This is a genomic window from Pseudomonas sp. s4, from assembly GCF_046764235.1.
GTDB lineage: Bacteria > Pseudomonadota > Gammaproteobacteria > Pseudomonadales > Pseudomonadaceae > Aquipseudomonas > Aquipseudomonas asiatica.
In genome coordinates this window covers 1,803,217-1,822,688 of sequence record NZ_CP177209.1, presented here as the reverse complement: position 1 = coordinate 1,822,688, position 19,472 = coordinate 1,803,217, and the positions used below count along the sequence as shown (strand labels likewise).

Below are 19,472 nucleotides of genomic sequence, written 5' to 3'. Positions count from 1 at the left end.
GGGCCTCACTACGCTCAAGCCTTGTGATAGCAGCACAGGAATAAAAAAGCCCCGGCATCGCTGCCGGGGCTTTTCATTTCAGCTCATGGCTCAGGACGGCACCACCGCCGCCTGCCCGCTCATGGCCAGGTCGACCAGCTCGCGGTTGGCCACCGCGTACATCGCATAATCGGTACCCGTTGCATTGCGCAGGTCATCCAGCATGGCGCGCCAGCGCTCCACCATCACCCGGTGCTGCTCGGCCCACAGCGCCACGCGGGCGTCCATGTCTTCCGGTGCATCGGCCATCTGCAGTACCGAGATGGTGATCGCCCGCTGCTGCAGGTCGATGTCGTCGCGGAACGCCTCGCGGGCCAGCGCCTGCCAGTTGTTCTCCACCGGCAGGTTGCTGATTTCCTGCAGGTACCAGGTCAGGTCCAGTGCGCTGCCCACGGCGAAGAACGCCTTGGCCACCTGCGCCGGGTCATGGCCGGTAACGTCCGAAGCCTCGATGATCGGCAACAGGGTGTACAGGTGGGTAGTACCAGCCACCATGCGCGCCAGCAACTCCGGCACACCAGCCTCGACGAAGCCTTGGTAGCGCACCATCCAGCGCTCGCGGGTCGGGCCTTCGAGCAACTCGTCGAGCTTGAGCCCCAGTTGCGCGATCTTCGGCCCGAAGTGCGCGGTGTCGCGCCCGGCGTCCTGCTCGTTGCGGCGGCTGCGCAGGAACCAGCGGGTGGCACGACGGCCCAGGCGCATCAGCTCGTCCATCAGGGTCAGCTGGATTTCCGCCGGCACCTGGTAGTCCAGAGCCTCGATCTGACGGAACCAGTGCGGCAGGTGGAAGATGTCGCGCACGATCACGTAGGCCCCGGCCACGTTGGCCGGGCTCATGCCGGTCGACTCCTTCAGGCGCTGGACGAAAGTGATGCCCATGTTGTTGACCAGGTCGTTGGCGATCTGGGTGCTGACGATTTCGCGCTTCAGGCGGTGGCGGCGCATGGACTCGGCGAATTTGCTGACCAGCGACGGCGGGAAAGCGGTTTCCATGTCGCGGGTCAGGTAGTCGTCGTCCGGCACCAGCGACTTGAGCAGCTGTTCCTTGAGGTCGATCTTGCTGTACGAGATCAACACCGACAGCTCGGCGCGGGTCAGGCCCTGGCCGGCGGCCAGGCGTTCGGCCAACTGCTCTTCGGACGGCAGGAACTCGATGGCACGGTCCAGCTTGCCACGGGCTTCCAGGTCGGCCATCAGGCGCTTGTACTCGGCAATCCGCTCGCGGGCGCGGCGGGCCGCCAGCGACAGCGCCTGGGTTTGCTTGTAGTTGTTGCCCAGCACCAGGCCGGCCACTTCGTCGGTCATGCTGCCCAGCAGCTGGTTGCGCTGCTTCTCGGTCATGTCGCCACCCTGCACCACTTCGTTGAGCAGGATCTTGATGTTGACCTCGTGGTCGGAGCAGTCCACGCCGCCGGCATTGTCGATGAAGTCGGTGTTGGTGGCGCCGCCATGCAGGCCGAACTCGACCCGGCCAAGCTGGGTCATGCCCAGGTTGCCGCCCTCGCCCACCACCTTGCAGCGCAGCTCGTTGCCATTGACCCGCAGCGCGTCGTTGGCCTTGTCGCCGACGTCGGCGTGGCTCTCGGTGCTGGCCTTGACGTAGGTACCGATGCCACCGTTCCACAGCAGGTCTACCGGTGCCTTGAGCAGCGCATTGAGCAGCTCGGTCGGGGTCAGGCGATCGGCTTCGATGGCGAAGCGCTCTTTCATCTGCGGGCTGATGGCGATGCTCTTGGCACTGCGCGGGAAGATCCCGCCGCCTTCGGACATGATGCTGGTGTCGTAGTCGCTCCAGGCCGAGCGCGGCAGGTCGAACAGGCGCTTGCGCTCGGCAAAGCTGGACGCAGGCTCCGGGTTCGGGTCGATGAAGATGTGCAGGTGGTTGAACGCCGCCACCAGTTGCAGCTTGTCGGACATCAGCAGGCCGTTGCCGAACACGTCGCCGGCCATGTCGCCGACGCCAATGACGGTGATCGGGTCTTCCTGCACATTGATGCCGCGCTCGCGGAAGTGGCGCTGCACGCCCACCCAGGCGCCGCGCGCGGTAATGCCCATCTTCTTGTGGTCGTAACCGGCCGAGCCGCCCGAGGCGAAGGCGTCGCCCAGCCAGAAGCCGTAGTCGATGGCGATGCCGTTGGCGATGTCCGAGAAGGTCGCGGTGCCCTTGTCGGCCGCCACCACCAGGTACGGGTCGTCATCGTCATGGCGTACCACGTTGGCCGGCGGCACCACGCCACCGTCCTTCAGGTTGTCGGTGATGTCGAGCAGGCCGGAAATGAAGATGCGGTAGCACGCCACGCCTTCGGCGGCGATCTCGTCACGGCTGCCGCCCAGCGGCAGGCGGCGCGGCAGGAAGCCGCCCTTGGCGCCGACCGGCACGATCACCGAGTTCTTCACCTGCTGGGCTTTCACCAGGCCCAGCACTTCGGTGCGGAAGTCTTCCTCGCGGTCGGACCAGCGCAGGCCACCGCGGGCGACGTTGCCAAAGCGCAGGTGCACGCCTTCGACCCGTGGCGAGTAGACGAAGATCTCGAACTTGGGCACTGGTTTAGGCAGTTCGGGGATCAGCTTGGGGTTGAACTTGAAGCTGAAGTACGACTTGTTGTGGCCGTTGGCGTCCGGCTGGTAGAAGTTGGTGCGCAGGGTGGCCTTGATCAGGTCCAGGTAGCGACGCAGGATGCGGTCTTCGTTGAGCACCTGCACGTCGTCCAGCGCGGTCAGGATGGCTTGCTCCAGGCGCAGTTGCTTGTCATCCAGGTCTTCCTGGGTGAGCTTGCGCGCCAGGTAGAAGCGGGTCTTGAACAACCGGGTCAGCTCGCGGGCGATGTCGGTGTGGTTGTTCAGGGTACTGGCGATGTAGCCCAGGTCGAAGCCCAGGCGAATCTGCTTCAGGTAACGGGCGTAGGCGCGCAGCAGCGCCACGTCGCGCCATGGCAGGCCGGCGGTCAGCACCAGGCGGTTGAAGGCGTCGTTCTCGGCATCGCCGCGGACGATGTGGATGAAGGCATCCTGCAGAGTGTCGTTGAGCTGCTGGATGTCCAGGCTCAGGCCTTCGCTGTAGGTGAAGGCGAAGTCATGGATCCAGTAGCCGCGGCCACTGGCATGGCGCAGGCGGTACGGGAACTCGCCGAGTACGCGCAGGCCAAGGTTCTCCAGGATCGGCAGCACGTCGGACAGCGCCAGCGGCGTGTCGGCGTGGTACAGCTTGCAGTGCAGGGTGCGTTCCCCGACCTGGGTCAATGGCTGGTAGAAGCTCATCGCCAGCGGCTTGCTTTCCGACAGGTTCAGCACGTGCTGCAGGTCGACCACCGCCGAGTGCGCGGCGAAGCGCTCGCGGTAGCCGGCCGGGAAACCTTTGGGGAAGTCGGCGAGGATGTTGGTGCCCTGGGCTTCGCCGAAGTTCTCGATCACCAGTGCCGAGTAGTCGTCATGCCACGAACGACAGGCCTGGATCACTTCGCGTTCCAGCTGCTGCGGGTCGATGTCGATGCGGTTTTTCGGGTCTACCCGCAGAATCAGCTGAACACGTGCCAGCACCGATTCGGAGAAGAAGGTCCAGAACTCGCAGTCGCTGGCCTTCAGGCGCTCCATCAGCACCTGCTGGATCTTCTGCCGCACTTCAGTGGAGTAGATTTCCCGCGGTACATAGGCCAGGCAGTAGCAGAAGCGGCCGTATGGGTCCTTGCGCAGGAACACGCGGATCTTGTTGCGTTCCTGGATCTGCACGATCGACATGACGGTGCTGAACAGCTCGTCGACCGGGGTCTGGAACAGGTCGTCGCGCGGCAGTACTTCCAGTACCTGGGCCAGTTCCTTGCCCAGGTGGGCCTTGGGATCGAAGCCCGAGCGGCGCTCGACTTCGGTGACCTTCTGCCGGATATAAGGGATGGCATGCACGCTTTCGCCGTACACCGACGAGGTGTACAGGCCCATGAAGCGGTGTTCCTTGATCACCTTGCCGTCGGCGTCCAGCTGGCGGATCGACACGTAGTCCGGGTAGGCCGGGCGGTGTACGCGGCTTGGCAGCGCGGCCTTGGCGAACGACAGCAGCAGCGGTTCGTTGAGGTAGGCCACGGCGTAGTCTTCGATGCGCAGCTCGTCGCTCGTCAGGCCCACGCGCAGGCGACGCGGCAGGCCAAGGAACGACTGCTCGTCGTAGACCATCTGGCCGCCATCGGCGTCGCCCTTGACGGTGAATTCTTCATAGCCCAGGAAGGTGAAGTGGTTGTCCAGCAGCCACTCGAGGAAAGCCTTGACCTCGCCCTTTTCGTTCTGCGCCGGGCCAAAGGCTGTCTGCTCTACCTCCGCCACCACTTCGCGCAGCTTGGCCTTCATCGGTTCGAAGTCGGCCACCACCACCCGCACCTCGGCCAGCACCTGCTCGATCTCGCGGGCCAACACCGTCAGCTCGGCAGCGTTGGCGCAACGGTCGATCTCCATGTACATCAGCGACTCATGGCGTACGTCCTCGCCCTGGGTGCCCTTGGGCAGCAGTTCAAGCAGCTCGCCTTTGGCGCCGCGGCGCACGCTGAGCACGGTGGTCTGCAGGGTGTGGATGCTGTAGCCGCGGCGGTTGAGCTCGGTGCGTACCGAGTCGACCAGGAACGGCAGGTCGTGGTGCAGCACTTCGACCACGCTGTGGGTCGATTGCCAGCCATTACGCTCGTAATCGGGGTTGTACACCCGTACTTGCGGGTATTCGGGGTCGAAACGCTCGATGATGCGCCAGGCTGACAGGGTGCAGCCGGCCAGGTCGGAAAGCCTGCGTTGGGTGAGTTCGTCCAGAGAGATGATGCCGAAGAACTGCTCGGCGAACAGCGCGACTTGTGGCAGGGACTGTTCGCTGATGTGCTGCGCCAGGGCCGCTTGCAGTTGATGCTGGAAGTCGGCTTTGCTGGCTGCGGTGAAGAACGCCATCTGTGGTACTCCGCTTGGGCTTTGTAATAATTGAAGCGTCGCTGCGTGCGCCGTGTACGGATCAACGATAGCCAACCCGTGGCAAGGCGGACGGTAAAACCAGGCGTTGAACGTGCGCAGGCACGCCCAGGGCTCGCCGAAGCTTAACGACTGATCGGTCATCAAGGCTTGCAGCGCTGCGACAATTTCGGTCAAGGGGGGGTAACTTTACGTTTATGCCTGTCGGCAAGACTGTCAGAATTCCCTTCCGTTTCCTTTGATCCGAGCCTTGTCCATGCAAATCAATACTGCCCTGCTGTTCGCCACCCCTTGCGATGACGAGGAAGACAACATGGCGACCCTGTGCTGCCACAGCGACAAGGGTCAGATGTTCCTGCTGACCCGCTACCCGGACGAAGACACCGTCGACCTGACCCTGGATGACGAGCCGTCGACGCTGGATGGCCTGAAAGTAACCCTGAGCGCCAAGCGCCTGCTGATCGAAGTGGCGGCCGGCGACCGGGATGCGCTGAAGGGGGATGAGGTGCTGGAGATCAACCTGACCAGCGAGTTGAGTGACATGGATGAAGTGAAGGAAACCCTGGAGAACATCCTGGCCGGGACCGGCACCTTCGTTTGCGAGCTGTGACAAACTGAATACCGGCGCTGCCCCTGTGGGAGCGGGCATGCCCGCGAACACCGGCACAGCCGGTGCCATCCATCGCGTCGCCTGCTTCGCGGGCTTGCCCGCTCCCACAGTGATCGCGCCAGTTTTTAGGTTTTGTGCAAGGCAGTTCCCCCACAACGATCATGCCAGCGCTTGCTGCATCTCCCGAGCCTGCACCCGCAACGCCTGGCAAAACGGCTCCACCGCCGCCGACGCCGGCCGGTGGTCCGGCCTGATCAGCATCACCTGGTACGGCACCGACACCCGCAACCGCCGGATCGGCAACCCGCCCTGCGCCGCCTCCAGCCCGCTCAGCGGGTTGATGATCGCCACCCCCAGGCCCTGCCTCACCATGGCGCACACCGAGGCAGCACTGGTGGTCTCGATGACCGTGCGGCGGTTCACCCCTGCCGCGCGAAAGTGCTGGTCCAGGCGCTGCCGGTAGGTGTCCAGGCTGGCCAGGTTGATGAAGTCGACCTCGTGGAAATCGCTCAGCTCCAGCTCGGCCCTGGCCTGCAACGGGTGCCCGTCGGGCAGCACGCACACCATGTTGGCGCTGAACAGCAATTCGCCGTAGGCGCCACGCGGTATCTGCTCTACCTCGGTCAGGCCCAGGTCATGCTGCTGGGCAACCAGCGACTCCTCCAGCAACGGCGACTCCTGCGCCAGGATACTCACGCTCACGCCCCGGTGCTGCTGGTGAAAGCGCTGGCAAGCCTTGGGCAGCAAGGTCTGGGAAAACAGCGGCAGGCAGGTAATGGCCAGCCGGCCCTGCTCGAAATTGCGGATGGCCTGGGCAAAGCGGTCGATGCGCTCCAGCCCTACGTAGGCCCGCTCAACCTCCTCGATCAACAGCAGCGCCTGGGCCGTCGCCACCAGGCGGCCACCTTCGCGCTCGAACAGGTTCAGCCCGGTTACCTGCTCCAGCCGCGCCAGTTCGCGGCTGACGGTGGGCTGCGAGGTGAACAGCAGGCGCGCCGCACCGGTAACGCTGCCAGCGGCCATGATGGCGCGGAACACTTCGATATGGCGGACGGACAGTTTCACGGGCAACACCTGGCAAGTCGGCAATGGTCATATCAGATATGAATGGCTGACAGAAAAATAGCTATTTTTCTGAATTCCTGCTTTGGCTCATCCTCGTGGCCTTCCTTATATGAGTAGCGCCACCATGACTGCACCCTTCACTCTTCTGGCCGAGGCTGTCCGCCAGCACGGCTCGCCGCTGTGGGCCTACGACGCCGGCACCATCGCCGAGCGTGTCGAACAGCTGAAGGTGTTCGACACCGTGCGCTTCGCCCAGAAGGCCAACCCCAACCTGCATGTGCTGCGCCTGATGCGCGCCCACGGCCTGGTGCTGGACGCAGTGTCGCTGGGCGAAATGGAGCGGGCCTTCGCCGCGGGCGCCAGCGTGGATGGCGACCCTGCCGGCGTGGTGCTGACCTGCGACGCGCTGGACCGGCCGACCCTGGAGCGGGTGGTGGCCTCGAAGATCGAAGTCAACGCCGGTTCCATCGACATGCTGCGCCAACTGGGTGAACGCTCGCCCGGCCACCGCGTGTGGATCCGCATCAACCCCGGCTTCGGCCATGGCCACAGCCGCAAGACCAACACCGGCGGCGAGAACAGCAAACACGGCATCTGGCACGAAGAGCTGGGCGAAGCGCTGGCCTGCGTGAAAACCCATGGCCTGCACCTGGTAGGGGTGCACATGCACATCGGCTCGGGGGTGGATTACCAGCACCTGGAGCAAGTGGCCCGCTCGATGATCGAGCTGATCGGCCGCCTGGGCGTGGACATCGAGGCGTTCTCCATTGGCGGCGGCCTTTCCACCCCGTACCGCAGCAGCGACAAGCCGGTCGACCTGCAACGCTACGCCCGGACCTGGGCCGTGGCCCGCAAGGAAATCGAAGCGATGCTGGGCCACCCCGTGCGCATGGAGATCGAGCCAGGGCGCTTCCTGGTGGCGGAATCGGGCTACCTGGTGGCCGAGGTACGCGCCGTGAAGCAGGTGGGCCGCAACACCTTCGTCATGATCGACGCCGGTTTCAACGACCTGATGCGCCCAGCGATGTACGGGGCCTACCACCGCATGACCCTGCTCGACGCCAACGGCCAACCGGTGGATCGCCCACGGCAGCCGACCGTGGTGGCCGGGCCGCTGTGCGAGTCGGGTGATGTGTTCACCCAGGATGACCAGGAACTGACCCCGCACGACCTGCCCCAGGCGCAGGTGGGTGACCTGCTGGTGATCCACGACGCCGGGGCCTATGGCGCGTCGATGTCATCGAACTACAACAGCCGGCCGTTGCTGCCGGAGTTCCTGATCGAGGATGGAGCGCTACGGATGATTCGCCGCAGGCAGACGGTGCAGGACTTGCTGGGCCTGGAGGCGGGCATCTAGATACCGTTTTTCAGGCAGATTGCCCAGCGCGTTGGGCTGCGCTGCCACGTAGAGAACTGAATTCGCAAGCGGTACGCGTACCCTGTGGGAGCGGGTTTACCCGCGAAAGGGCCGGCCCGGGCAACACATCAGCTGATGCCCTGCCCCACCGTCCATTGCCCCGCCCCACACAATCCGGGTACCCTTTTTCTTCCTCCCGGCCTCCCCGGCCATACACCGCCCAGGCATGACTCCATGATCATTCGCCAAAGTATCGCTGCAGACCACCCGCAACTGCTCGATATCTGGCTGCGCGCCGTGCGCGCCACGCACCACTTTCTACAAGCGTCCGACATCGACGCGCTGCTGCCGCAATTGCGCGACGTCTACCTTCTGGCCGTCGAGCTCTGGGTCGCGGTTGACACCGAAGACCGCCCGCTGGGCTTCATCGGTTTCAATGGCAACCACGTGGAAATGCTCTTCGTCGCCCCCGAACGCCATGGCCAGGGCGTAGGCCGCGCGCTGCTGGACTTCGGCCGCCAGAAGCACAGCGTGATGAGCGTCGATGTCAACGAGCAGAACCCGCAGGCGGTGGGGTTCTACCGGCACTATGGTTTCATCCAGACCGGCCGTTCACCGCTGGATGGCGAAGGCCGGCCGTTCCCCTTGCTGCATATGAGCCTGCCCGCACAGGCTTGATTTCCGGGGCCGCATTGCGCCCCGCCGCTGTTACAAATTCGCGAGACAGACCAAAGGTATGAACCCGACGCGCTATAGCACCGTGGCCAAGGACTTGATGGAAGGCATCGCCAGCGGCCGCTACCCGGTGGGCAGCCTGCTGCCGACCGAGTTCGAGCTGTGCGACCTGTACGATGTGAGCCGACACACGGTGCGCGCGGCGATCAACCAGTTGCTCAACCAAGGGCTGGTATCGCGGCGCAAGCGCGTAGGCACCCGGGTGGAGGCCAGCAGCCCGCGCGGTGGCTACTCGCAGTCACTGGCCAGCGTGGCAGACCTGGCGCACCTGGCGGAAACGCAGCAACGGGAAATTCAGGACGTGCGCCACTTCGTCGCCGACCTGAGCGAGGCGGCGCGGCTGGGGCTGGTACCAGGCGAGCACTACTTCTGCGTGTCGAGCATCCGTGTCGACCGCGTGCACAACGCGGCGCCGCTGTGCTGGACCGATGTGTACGCGCAGCGCGACCATGCCGAGGTCATCGAGTTGGCCCGCGAGCACCCCGACCAGCTGATTGCGGGGCTTATCGAGCAGCACTATGGCCGGGCGATCGCGGTGGTCGACCAGCAGGTGCGGGCAGTGTTGCTGAGCGCGGAAATGGCCCGAGTGCTGAAGGCCGAGACAGGCGCGCCGGGGCTGAAGATCATTCGCCATTACCGCGAGGAAAACGGCGACCTGATGGCGGTGTCCGAGACGGTGCACCCGGATGACCGCTTTACCCTGGTTAGCCAGATGCGCCGCGACCGGTCGCCTGGCTGATCAAACCAGCGCCATGCTCGATATCCCAAAACTTGCGCGATCCCTGTAGGAGCGGCCTTGTGTCGCGAAAGGGCTGCGCAGCAGCCCCGGCAATTTATGCACCTGCGCGGAAATCCTGGGGCTGCTGCGCAGCCCTTTCGCGACACAAGGCCGCTCCTACAGGGATCGCGCATGCCTGTAAGCAGTGGCCAGGTTTACCTCACATGTCCAGCACCCGCTCAGCCTCCACCAACTGCTGCCCCCGCACCGTGGTCACCCGATGGTCTCGCGCCAGCAAGGCATAGATCGTCGGCAGCACAAACAGGGTAAACAAGGTCCCCACCAGCATCCCGCACACGATCACTACCCCCAGGCCAAAGCGGCTGTTGGCCCCGGCACCGCTGGCGAACAGCAGTGGCAGCACGCCGAAGGTCATCGCCGCCGTGGTCATCAGCACCGGCCGCAGGCGTATCTGCGCGGCGCGGACGATGGCGGTGGCACGGTCGAGGTTGTCACGCACCTGGATCTCGTTGGCGAACTCCACCATCAGGATGCCGTGCTTGCTGATCAGGCCGATCAGGGTCACCAGGCCGATCTGTGTGTAGATGTTCAGCGTGGCCCAGCCCAGCGCCAGCGGCAGCAGCGCACCGCAGATCGACAGCGGCACGGTCACCAGGATGATCAGCGGGTCCACCAGGCTTTCGTACTGCGCGGCCAGCACCAGGTAGATCACCACCAGGGCGGCGAGAAACGCCCACATCAGGGCAAAGCCCTCCTGCACGTACTGGCGCGACTCCGATTGCCAGTCATGGCTGAAGCCAGGTGGCAGTTCGGCGGCAAGCTGTTCGAGAAATGCCACGGCATTACCCATCGACACACCGGGCGCCGGGATCGCCTGTAGGGTACTGGCGTTCTGCTGGTCGAACTGCAGCAAGCGGTTGGGCGCCACTTCGATGTCCAGGTGCACCACCGTGGCCAGCGGCACCAGGGTGCCGTTTTCGGCGCGCACGTACTGGCGGTTCAGCGCTGCCGGCGTCAGGCGCTGGTCCTGGATGCTTTGCGGGATCACGTCGTAGGAGCGCCCGAACAGGGCGAAGCGGTTGAGGTACTGTTCACCCACCAGCACACCCAGCGACTCGCCGATGGCCTGCATGCTGATGCCCAGGCTGGCCGCCTTGGCGCGGTCGATGCGCACCTTGACCACCGGGTTGTTGTAGTCGAGGTCGCTGTCCACCACGCTGAACAGGCCGCTGTCGCGGGCGCGCTGCTTGATCATTTCCATGGTCTGGTACAGCTCGGGGTAGTCCTGTGCGCTGCGCAACACCATCTGCACCGGCAAGCCACCGCTGGAACCCGGCAGCGAGGCCACCTGGAAGGCGAAGATGCTGCTGCCCTCGATGTCCGCCACGGCCTGCTGCAACTGCGCCTGCACCTGCGCGGCGGAACGCTCGCGGGCCTGCCAGGCGCTGAGGTTGATGCCGCCGAAACTGGCGGCCGGGCCGTCGGTACCGTTGATGATCCAGGTGTCGGTGGTTTCGGCGAGGGACTTCATCACCTGGTCCAGCTTCAGGGCAAAGCGCTCCACATAATCCAGGCTGGCATGCTGCGGCGACTTGATGGCCGTCAGCACCGCCGCCTGGTCCTCGGGCGGGGCCAGTTCGCGCTGCGGCAGCAGGTACAGCCAAGGCAGGCTCAGGCACACCACAAGCGCCACACCACCACTGATCCAGCGATGCGACAGGGTGTAGGCGAGTACTCGCCCATATACCCCGGTCAGCATGCCGAACAGGCGGTCGGCCATGTTGGCCATGGCGCCATGCTGCTGGCCGGGTTGCAACAACAGCGAACTCATCACCGGCGACAGGGTGAGCGCGACGATGCCCGACACGATCACCGCCCCCGCCAGGGTCAGGGCAAACTCACGGAACAGCGTGCCGGTCAGCCCGCCCATCAAGCCGATCGGCGCGTATACGGCGGCCAGGGTCAGGGTCATGGCGATCACCGGCCCGGCGATTTCCCGCGCCCCGGCCAGCGCCGCGGCAATCGGCGAGTTGCCCTCTTCGATATGACGGTGCACGTTCTCCACCACCACGATGGCATCGTCCACCACCAGGCCGATGGCCAGCACCATCGCCAGCAAGGTCAGCAGGTTCAGGCTGAAGCCGAACAGCAGCATCAGGCCCGCCGCACCGAGCATCGACAGCGGGATGGCCACCACCGCGATCACCACGCTGCGTAGTGAGCCCAGGCACAGCCAGATGACCAGCACCACGATCACCATGGCCTCCACCAGCGTGCGCAGCACCTCGTCGATCGAGGCGTCGATGAAGCGTGCGGTCTCGTAGGCCAGCGCCACCTCCACCCCGGGTGGCAGGGTCTGGCGGATCTGCGGCAGCAGCTGGCGAATACCCTCGACGATCACCAGCGGGTTGCCGGTCGGGGTGGGGAACAGCCCCAGGTGCACGGCGGGCTTGCCGTCCATGGTGGCGCTGGTCTGGGTGGCCGCCGCGCTCAGCTCGACGGTGCCGACATCGCGCAAGCGCACCAGGTCGGTGCCATCGTTGCGGATGATCAGCTCGCGGAAGTCCTCGACCCGGGTCAGGTCGGTGTCCACCTGGATATCGGCCAGCACGTACTGCCCACGCACCTGCCCCGGCGTCGCCTGGTAGTTGTTGGCACGCACCGCCTGTGCCACGTCGGCAGCCGTCACCCCGCGCCCGGCCATCTGTTCGCTGTCCAGCCAAAGGCGCATGGCCAGGCGCTGCCCGCCGAACGACTGCACCTTGGCCACACCGTCGATGCCGGAGAACTGCGGTTCCACCACCCGCGACAGGTAATCGCTCAGTTCGGGTATCGACAAGGTTTCGCTGGCAAAGCCCACGTAGGCCACCGCCGTGGAGTCACCTGCCGACAGCTCCACCACCGGGTCGTAGGCCTTTTCCGGCAGGCGATAGCGCACCTGGTTGACCTTGGCCATGGTCTCGGCAAGCGCCTGGGTCGAATCGCGGTTGAGCACCATGCGCAAGGTGATCAGGCTGCGCCCCTGCTGCGACGACGAGGACAGGTAGTCGATGCCTTCGACCGACGACACCGCCTGGGTGATCGGCTGGGTCACGAAGCCTTGCATCAGCTCGGCAGAGGCGCCCGGGTACTCGGTGCTGATGGTGATGGTGGAAGTTTCCAGCAGCGGGTACTGGCGGATCGGCAGCTTGCCCATGGCAAACAGCCCCAACAGGATGATCAGGCTGCTGACCACCAGCGCCAGCACCGGGCGGCGGACAAAGAGGTCGGTGAACTTCACGATTGCCGCCCTCCCTGGCTGGCCTGCAGGCTGTCCTGAGCCACTGGCTCGACCGGCATGCCGTCGCTCAGTTTCAACTGGCCGGAAACCACCACCTGGTCACCGGGTGCCAGGCCTGAGGTGATCTCCACCCGCCCCTGCCAGCGCTCACCGGTAGTCACCCGCACCCGGCTGACCCGGGTGCCCTGTTCAGGGTCCCGGGTAGCGACGAACACCGTCTGCCCGTAGGCGGTGTAGGTGATCGCGGTTTCCGGCACGGCCAGCACGCTTGACGGCTGCGCGGCATCCAGGCGCACGCCGGCGTACATGCCCGGCTGCAACTGCCCGCCCGGGTTCGGCAAGGCCGCCTGCACCTGCACCAGGCGCGCCTTGCTCACCACCGGGTCCACCGCGACCACCCGGGCCTGGAAGTCCTGCCCGCGCACCGCATCCACCGTCAGCGCCAGCAGTTGCCCCACGTGCACTTCGGGGGCGGCTTGTTCGCCCAAGGAAAAATTGACGTGCAGCTGGCTGATGTCGGCCAGACTGGCGATGGTCTCACCGGCGCTCAGGTACTGGCCCTGATGCACCCGGCGAATGCCGAGCTTGCCGGCAAACGGCGCGCGAATTGCCTTCTGCGCGATCAGCGCCTCGACATGCTGCAGCTCACCGCTGGCCACGTCCACGGCGGTGGCCGCATTGTCGAGCAGCTCCTGTGACACGGCGTTCACCGCGCGCAGCTTGCGGCTGCGCTGCAGCACCACTTCGGCATTGCGCAGCCTGGCGCGCAACTGCACGCGCTGGGCCTGCTCCGGGGCATCGTTCAGCTGTACCAGCAATTGCCCTGCACTCACCAATTGCCCCGACTCGAAGGCGATGCGGGTGATGCGCCCCGCCGTCTCGGCCGCCACCTGTACCTGGTTGACCGCCTCCAGCTCCCCCGAAGCAAAGTTCTGCCGTGCCAGCTTCACTTGCTCGGCCGTGGCCAGCGCCACCTTGGTCGCCGGCCATGCCGCCGCAGCCGGCGGCGCCGAGCCACTGCCGACCAATGCATAGGCAGCGGCCAGCAAACCTGCAACAGCGCCAGCCCAGGCCAGTAACGTCCTTTTGTTCATGCAGTGCTCCGATCATCAGGGAAAGCGGTTGCGGGGAAGATCGGGCAGGACTATAAGAGCTCGAGTTAACTTGAGGTCAACAGGCATGGCAGCGGACAACACACGGATGCTAACGGTAGGGGAAGTGGCCAAACGCAGCGGCGTGGCGGTTTCTGCGCTGCACTTCTACGAGACCAAGGGGCTGATCGCCAGCGTCCGTACGGCGGGTAACCAGCGCCGCTATCCTTCACTGGTGCTGCGCACGCTGGCCATCATCAAGGTGGCGCAGCGCACGGGTATTCCGCTTGACGAGATCAAGCAGGCCTTCAGCCGCTATGCGCCCAACAGTAAGCTCACGGCAGCGCAATGGGGCGAGATGTCGACCGCCTGGCGCGAAGACCTGAACGCCCGCATTCGTACTCTGGAAGCGTTGCGCGACAGCCTGGACAACTGCATTGGTTGCGGCTGCCTGTCGCTGGAAGATTGCCCACTGCGCAACCCCGAGGATGTGCTGGGCAAGGAAGGTACCGGGCCGCGGATTCTGGAGAAGAAGGCCCGATAGCCCGTCACCGGGTTTATCCACGCATCGCGTACCCTGTAGGAGCGGCCTTGTGTCGCGAAAGGGCTGCAGAGCAGCCCCAGCAATTTATGCATTTCGGCTGAGGTCCTGGGGCTGCTCCGCAGCCCGTTCGCGACACAAGGCCGCTCCTACAAGGGACCGCCTGCCCCATAAAGTTCAGTCGCCTTTGCCCAGCACATACCGGTCGAAATGCTCGATGTGCTCGTCCAGGTTGTCCTCGAGCATCATCCGGTACTGCTCGCAGAAATACTTCAACAGCTCCTCCCGCGCGGCAGCCAGTTCGGCACTGGTCTTGAAACTGCGGGCACTCATCCAGGCATTGAAGCGCGAGGCGCCGAAGGTCAGTGAGGCACTGACCTTGCCCAGGTCTTCGATTTTCTCGATCTGCTGGTTCGCCAGTTCGATATGCGCATCCGCGCGGTCGTAAAAAGCCTGATCGGTAGCTTGTGTCATTGCGGTTTACCTTGCTGCTGCATTCAAATTAGGCACAGCGCCGTTTTACAGCGAAAGCTCACGACGTGAAACCGGCAATTCACCTTCATGAGATTGCCCGGCGTCCTGTTTCCCGGCCATGCGCGCCAACAGCAACTTGATGCACACCAGCAGCGGCGCTGCCACGGCAAACAGCAACGCCACAGCGATGAATGCCGTGTCGAAGGCGATCACCGCCCCTTGCCCCGTCACTGCCTGCGACAACAGGCTCATGGCCACTCGTCCAGCTGCCGGCGGGTCAATACCCTCAAGCCGCAACATCGACGTCACCGAATCAAGCCGTTCATTTACCGCTGTCGCGCCTGTGCTCACATGCGCACCAAGCGTCTGGGCATTGAGCACGCCATACTGGTCGAGCAGCGTCTGCAATCCTGCCACCCCCAAAAGCCCACCCACCTGCCGCCCGGTATTGAAAAGGCCGATACCACTGGCCAGGCTGTGCCGGCCCAGCCTGCCAAAGGCAATCAGAGTCAGCGACAGAAACAGCAACCCCAGCCCGGCACCGCGCAGTATGACCGCGGCCATCATGTCGTGCATGCCACTCTCGCGGGTCGAGCCCGAAAGCATCCACATCGCCGCCATGATTGCCAGGATGCCAAACGGCACGGTGGCAAAAGGCGCGATACCACGCACCTGGATCAGGTACGCCACCCCCAGCAGCACGGCGATGAACACAACGCCACTGGGTAGAAGCACCTGGCGATTACCAATCACGCCGGCAACCGGCGCTCGCACCACGGTATGCTCAAGCTCGATCAGCGCCAGGTCGCGCGCGGCCCTGGCCTGGGCGATAGCCGCCACGGCCGCCTCGCGCTGGGCATCCAGCACGGCGATACGCTGACGCTGAGCATCGAGTGTCGCCGCCGCAGCCTTCAGCGCGGCCTCGGCGCTGCTGCGGGCGGCGTCGGTCTGATCGACCAAGGCCTGGCTGATTGCACTGTACTGAATCAGCTTGCGGCTGCGCTCGTGGGTTTTGCTGGCCAGCTGCCGCTCGGCCTGGGCCGACTGGCGCTGCGCCTCGGCCTGGCGGACCTGCGCCTGCTACAGGCGTGTCTGAGCGTCGACATCGCCAAGACGCGCCTCGGCAGCCTTCAGGTTGGCCTGCGCCTGGGCCAGGTGCGCACGGTAGTCGCGGTCATCGATACGGAACAACACGTCACCGGCCCTGACCTGCTGATTGTCCCCGACCTCCACCGCCGTCACGTAACCCGACACCTTGGCCGCCAGCGACGTGACATCTCCACGCACATAGGCGTTGTCGGTAAAGGCGGCGTCAGCAGAGCGCAACGTCAGCCAGCCCACAGCCAGCAACAGTATGGCTGCCACGCACAGCACGACGCCCACTATCTTCATCCGTGCAGGCTGCGGCATCACCGCCGCGCGGGCCTGCTCAGGTTCATGTGTGTTCATGATGCGTTGTCCTGTATTCGGCCCTGGTGGCATGGCACTGCCAACAGGGCCGAAGGCCTACTTCTCGCTCGGCGTGACCAGTACCGTCTCATTGCTGTCGAGCACGAACACGGCCATCAGCTTGGCCGGCTTGCTGTCGCTGGCGTTGGCACTGACGCCATGGAAAGCGCCCGGTGCCTCGTACCAGTTTTCGCCAGGTTTGTAGACCTTGGCTGGCTCGCCATTGACGCTGCTGCGCACTTCGCCTTCCAGCACCGTGGCATAGATGAATGCGGATTTCGGGTGCCGATGCGCGGGCGACGCGGCCCCGGGGGCGTAGTCGACGATCACTCCGCGCATGCTTTTGCCTGGCACGTTGGGCAGTGGTCTGTCGAAGACCACGGTGACTTTGCTGACTGGCCGCTCGGCGGCGATTAGCGGGGTTATGGCCAGCACGGTGAACGCGGCGGCCAGGAGGGGGCGGCTGAACATGGTGATGCTCCTTCGGTTCGGGATAGGGGTTGAATCGCTCACTGGCGAGCCAGCCAGTCTTCGAAGCGGATCTTGCCAAGCCGCGCGCCGCTGCCGGGAGTCAGCGACTTGTCATCGAGCTCGGCACCGAAATAGCGGGCATGCACATCCGCCACCACCTTGCGTGTATCTCCACGCAGGCGCAGGAAGCGGCGCACCAGTTCATCCAGTGGCGCGGCCTCTGGCCCGGCAACCTCCAGCATGCCGAGCGCTGGTGGCGCCAACGCCACATCGATCAGCGCCGCTACCACATCATCCGAGGCCAAAGGCTGGAACAGCGCCGGCGACAGGCGAATCTCCTCTCCCACCGTCCCTGCCTGGGCAATGCCTTCGACGAACTCGAAGAACTGCGTGGCGCGCAGAATGGTGTACGGCAGCGCGGATTGCCTGATCAGCGCCTCCTGGGCGACCTTGGCCCGGAAGTAGCCATTTTCCGGCAACCGCTCGCTGCCCACGATAGACAACGCGACATGATGCTTGACCCCTGCAGCTTTCTCGGCTGCCAGCAGGTTGCGGGTGGACGTCTCGAAAAAATCGAGCACCGCCTGGTCCTCCCAGGACGGGGCATTCGCCACATCCACAACCACATCCGCACCGTTCATCGCCTCTGCCAAGCCCTCGCGGGTGATGCTGTTCACCCCCGTGCTCGGCGCTGCCGCGACGGCATCGTGGCCGCGCTCGCGCAGGCCATCGACAAGCTTCGAACCAATGAGGCCAGTGCCTCCGATCACCACGATTTTCATTGGGGCTGTCTCCACGTTCACGACCGCAACCATTGCCGTCGTGGTGGTTCAAGCATGCGCCGCCGGCCTGTGCAGAGTCCTTGCGTACCGGCTGGTTTTGCCTCCAGGCGTGCTTGAATTTCCGTCCAAACTGTTCAATCCACGCCCTGGCGTATGCAGCCAGCTTTGCGCTGCCGTATCATCGGCCCATACCACTGAACAGTCGCCTCGGACACCTAGCCTAGGGCGCGCGAGGGGATACATCGTGCCATTCGAGTTTGACGACTATGTGCTCGACGAACAGCGCAGGGAGCTGACCCTGTGCGGAAAGGCCGTGGCCATCGGCCCGCAGGTGTTCGACCTGCTCTTGCAACTGGTCAGTCACCGCGACCAGGTGCTGGGGCGTGACGAGTTGTTGGCGCGCGTGTGGAACGGCAAGATCGTCTCGGAATCGACCATCACCAGCCATATCAATGCCGTGCGCAAAGCCATCGGCGATTCCGGTGAAGAGCAGCGCCTGGTACGCACGATCGCGCGCAAGGGCTACCGCTTCGTCGGCCTGGTCCGCGAGCCTTCCAGCAGCGCGGCACAGGCCCCATCAGAACCTGTTCCCGTCGCCTGTGGGCCCGCCCTGCCCGATAAACCGTCGATCACCGTGCTGCCCTTCCAGAACCTCAGCGGTGACCCTGAGCAGGACTATTTCGCCGACGGGATGGTCGAGGACATCATCGCCGCCCTGTCCCGCATTCGCTGGCTGTTCGTCATCGCCCGCAACTCGAGCTTCACCTTCAAAGGCCAGCGCATCGATGTGCAGCAGGTTGGCCAGGCACTGGGCGTGCGCTATGTACTCGAAGGCAGCGTGCGCAAGGCTGGCAAGCGGCTACGCATTACGGGCCAGCTGATCGACGCCACCAGCGGCGAGCATCTGTGGGCCGAGCGTTTCGAGGGGCGGCTCGACGATCTGTTCGAGTTGCAGGACCAGGTGACCGAAAGCGTGGTGGGCGCCATCGCCCCGCAGCTGGAAAGGGCGGAGATCGAACGTGCCAAGCGCAAGCCCACCGGCAACCTGTGCGCCTACGATTATTACCTGCGCGGCACGGCCAAGCTGCATAACGGAACGCGCGACGCCATCGCCCAGGCTTTACCGCTGTACTACCACGCCATCGAACTGGACCCTGAGTTCGCTTCGGCCTATGGCATGGCGGCGTGGTGCTACTTCTGGCGCAAGCTCAATGGCTGGATGGATGATCGTGCCCAGGAAATCACCGAGGGTGCCCGGCTTGCGCGCCTGGCAGTGGAACTGGGGCGTGACGATGCCGTGGCGTTGACCCGCGGCGGCCATGCCTTGGGGCATCTGACGGGTGACCTGGACGGCGCGATAGCGCTGCTTGACCGGGCGCGCCTGCTCAACTCCAACCTGGCGCCGGCCTGGTACCTGGGCGGGATACTCAGGGCGTTACGCGGCGAGACACAGACCGCCATCGACAATCTCAAGCACGCCACACGGCTGAGCCCACTGGACCCGGAGATGTTTCGCATACAGGTGGGCATGGCGTTGGCGCATTTCTTTGCCGGGCGGCTGGATGAGGCTGTGGAGTGGGCGGAGAAGTCGCTGGGGAATCTGCCCAGCCTGCTGGCAGCGGTGGCCCTGCTGGCGGCCAGCCATGCACTGAGTGGGCGGATGGACAGCGCGCACCGGGCGATGGAGCGCTTGCGGGCACAAGACCCAGGGTTAAGGGTGTCGACCTTGCGCCAGTGGCTGCCGATTTACCGCGATGAGGATCTGGCCCGATTTGCCGAAGGGTTGAGGTTGGCGGGGTTACCGGCTTGATAGAGTTTGGACGCCCCCTTGGCCCGGATTGCCTTCGTTGGAGTACCGAAACTCCAACTACAAATTTGTACCCGCCACCAGTGAACCTGGATTG

14 protein-coding genes and 1 pseudogene are annotated in these 19,472 nt (G+C 64.7%); 6 read left to right on the top strand and 9 right to left on the bottom strand.

Annotated elements, in window-relative coordinates; all coding sequences use genetic code 11:
- Positions 1-90 precede the first annotated feature (90 nt).
- Positions 91-4,956: an NAD-glutamate dehydrogenase gene (locus ACK56M_RS08535; RefSeq protein ID WP_015269491.1), complete on the bottom strand. Its 4,866-nt coding sequence runs from the start codon at positions 4,954-4,956 to the stop codon at positions 91-93.
- Between the two features lie 274 nt (positions 4,957-5,230).
- On the opposite strand from ACK56M_RS08535, the gene ACK56M_RS08530 reads away from it, so the two are divergent.
- Positions 5,231-5,584: a hypothetical protein gene (locus tag ACK56M_RS08530; RefSeq protein ID WP_013971664.1), complete on the top strand. Its 354-nt coding sequence runs from the start codon at positions 5,231-5,233 to the stop codon at positions 5,582-5,584.
- 159 nt (positions 5,585-5,743) lie between these two features.
- Here ACK56M_RS08530 and ACK56M_RS08525 read toward each other — a convergent pair whose 3' ends face one another.
- Positions 5,744-6,649 carry a LysR family transcriptional regulator gene (locus ACK56M_RS08525; RefSeq protein WP_015269490.1) on the bottom strand — a complete coding sequence of 302 codons (906 nt, stop codon included), beginning with the start codon at positions 6,647-6,649 and terminating at the stop codon, positions 5,744-5,746.
- A 124-nt stretch (positions 6,650-6,773) separates the two neighbouring features.
- On the opposite strand from ACK56M_RS08525, the gene lysA reads away from it, so the two are divergent.
- The 3 genes from lysA to ACK56M_RS08510 all read left to right on the top strand — a co-directional run bounded on the left by lysA (position 6,774) and on the right by ACK56M_RS08510 (position 9,480).
- Positions 6,774-8,006, top strand: a complete 1,233-nt coding sequence (gene lysA, locus ACK56M_RS08520) for a diaminopimelate decarboxylase (RefSeq protein ID WP_054571881.1) — start codon at positions 6,774-6,776, stop codon at positions 8,004-8,006.
- Positions 8,007-8,240: 234 nt separating this feature from the next.
- Positions 8,241-8,684 (top strand): acetyltransferase, encoded by a 444-nt coding sequence (locus tag ACK56M_RS08515; RefSeq protein ID WP_015269488.1) that lies wholly within the window; start codon positions 8,241-8,243, stop codon positions 8,682-8,684.
- A 58-nt stretch (positions 8,685-8,742) separates the two neighbouring features.
- Entirely contained in the window at positions 8,743-9,480 is a 738-nt protein-coding gene (locus ACK56M_RS08510) for a GntR family transcriptional regulator (protein ID WP_015269487.1), read from the top strand.
- Positions 9,481-9,679: 199 nt separating this feature from the next.
- Here the strand turns inward: ACK56M_RS08510 and ACK56M_RS08505 are convergent, their stop codons facing one another.
- Positions 9,680-12,760 (bottom strand): MexW/MexI family multidrug efflux RND transporter permease subunit, encoded by a 3,081-nt coding sequence (locus ACK56M_RS08505; protein ID WP_054573331.1) that lies wholly within the window; start codon positions 12,758-12,760, stop codon positions 9,680-9,682.
- Positions 12,757-13,854, bottom strand: coding sequence for an efflux RND transporter periplasmic adaptor subunit (locus ACK56M_RS08500; protein ID WP_096009976.1), 1,098 nt, complete (start codon positions 13,852-13,854; stop codon positions 12,757-12,759). Before ACK56M_RS08500 ends, ACK56M_RS08505 begins: the two co-directional genes overlap by 4 nt.
- A gap of 85 nt (positions 13,855-13,939) precedes the next feature.
- On the opposite strand from ACK56M_RS08500, the gene soxR reads away from it, so the two are divergent.
- Positions 13,940-14,395 carry a redox-sensitive transcriptional activator SoxR gene (gene soxR, locus ACK56M_RS08495; RefSeq protein ID WP_039614512.1) on the top strand — a complete coding sequence of 152 codons (456 nt, stop codon included), beginning with the start codon at positions 13,940-13,942 and terminating at the stop codon, positions 14,393-14,395.
- A gap of 174 nt (positions 14,396-14,569) precedes the next feature.
- Here the strand turns inward: soxR and ACK56M_RS08490 are convergent, their stop codons facing one another.
- The 5 genes and pseudogenes from ACK56M_RS08490 to ACK56M_RS08470 all read right to left on the bottom strand — a co-directional run bounded on the left by ACK56M_RS08490 (position 14,570) and on the right by ACK56M_RS08470 (position 17,568).
- Positions 14,570-14,866, bottom strand: coding sequence for a DUF3144 domain-containing protein (locus ACK56M_RS08490; RefSeq protein ID WP_015269483.1), 297 nt, complete (start codon positions 14,864-14,866; stop codon positions 14,570-14,572).
- Positions 14,867-14,911: 45 nt separating this feature from the next.
- Positions 14,912-15,601 (bottom strand): annotated as a pseudogene (locus tag ACK56M_RS08485) (MFS transporter); the annotation flags it as partial.
- Positions 15,602-15,946: 345 nt separating this feature from the next.
- Entirely contained in the window at positions 15,947-16,315 is a 369-nt protein-coding gene (locus ACK56M_RS08480) for an HlyD family secretion protein (RefSeq protein WP_371857136.1), read from the bottom strand.
- Positions 16,316-16,372: 57 nt separating this feature from the next.
- Entirely contained in the window at positions 16,373-16,786 is a 414-nt protein-coding gene (locus tag ACK56M_RS08475; protein WP_100413411.1) for a cupin domain-containing protein, read from the bottom strand.
- 38 nt (positions 16,787-16,824) lie between these two features.
- Positions 16,825-17,568, bottom strand: coding sequence for an SDR family oxidoreductase (locus tag ACK56M_RS08470; RefSeq protein WP_100413410.1), 744 nt, complete (start codon positions 17,566-17,568; stop codon positions 16,825-16,827).
- Between the two features lie 244 nt (positions 17,569-17,812).
- Here ACK56M_RS08470 and ACK56M_RS08465 point away from each other — a divergent pair, with 244 nt between their 5' ends.
- Positions 17,813-19,378, top strand: a complete 1,566-nt coding sequence (locus tag ACK56M_RS08465; protein WP_411959360.1) for a winged helix-turn-helix domain-containing tetratricopeptide repeat protein — start codon at positions 17,813-17,815, stop codon at positions 19,376-19,378.
- Positions 19,379-19,472 lie beyond the last annotated feature (94 nt).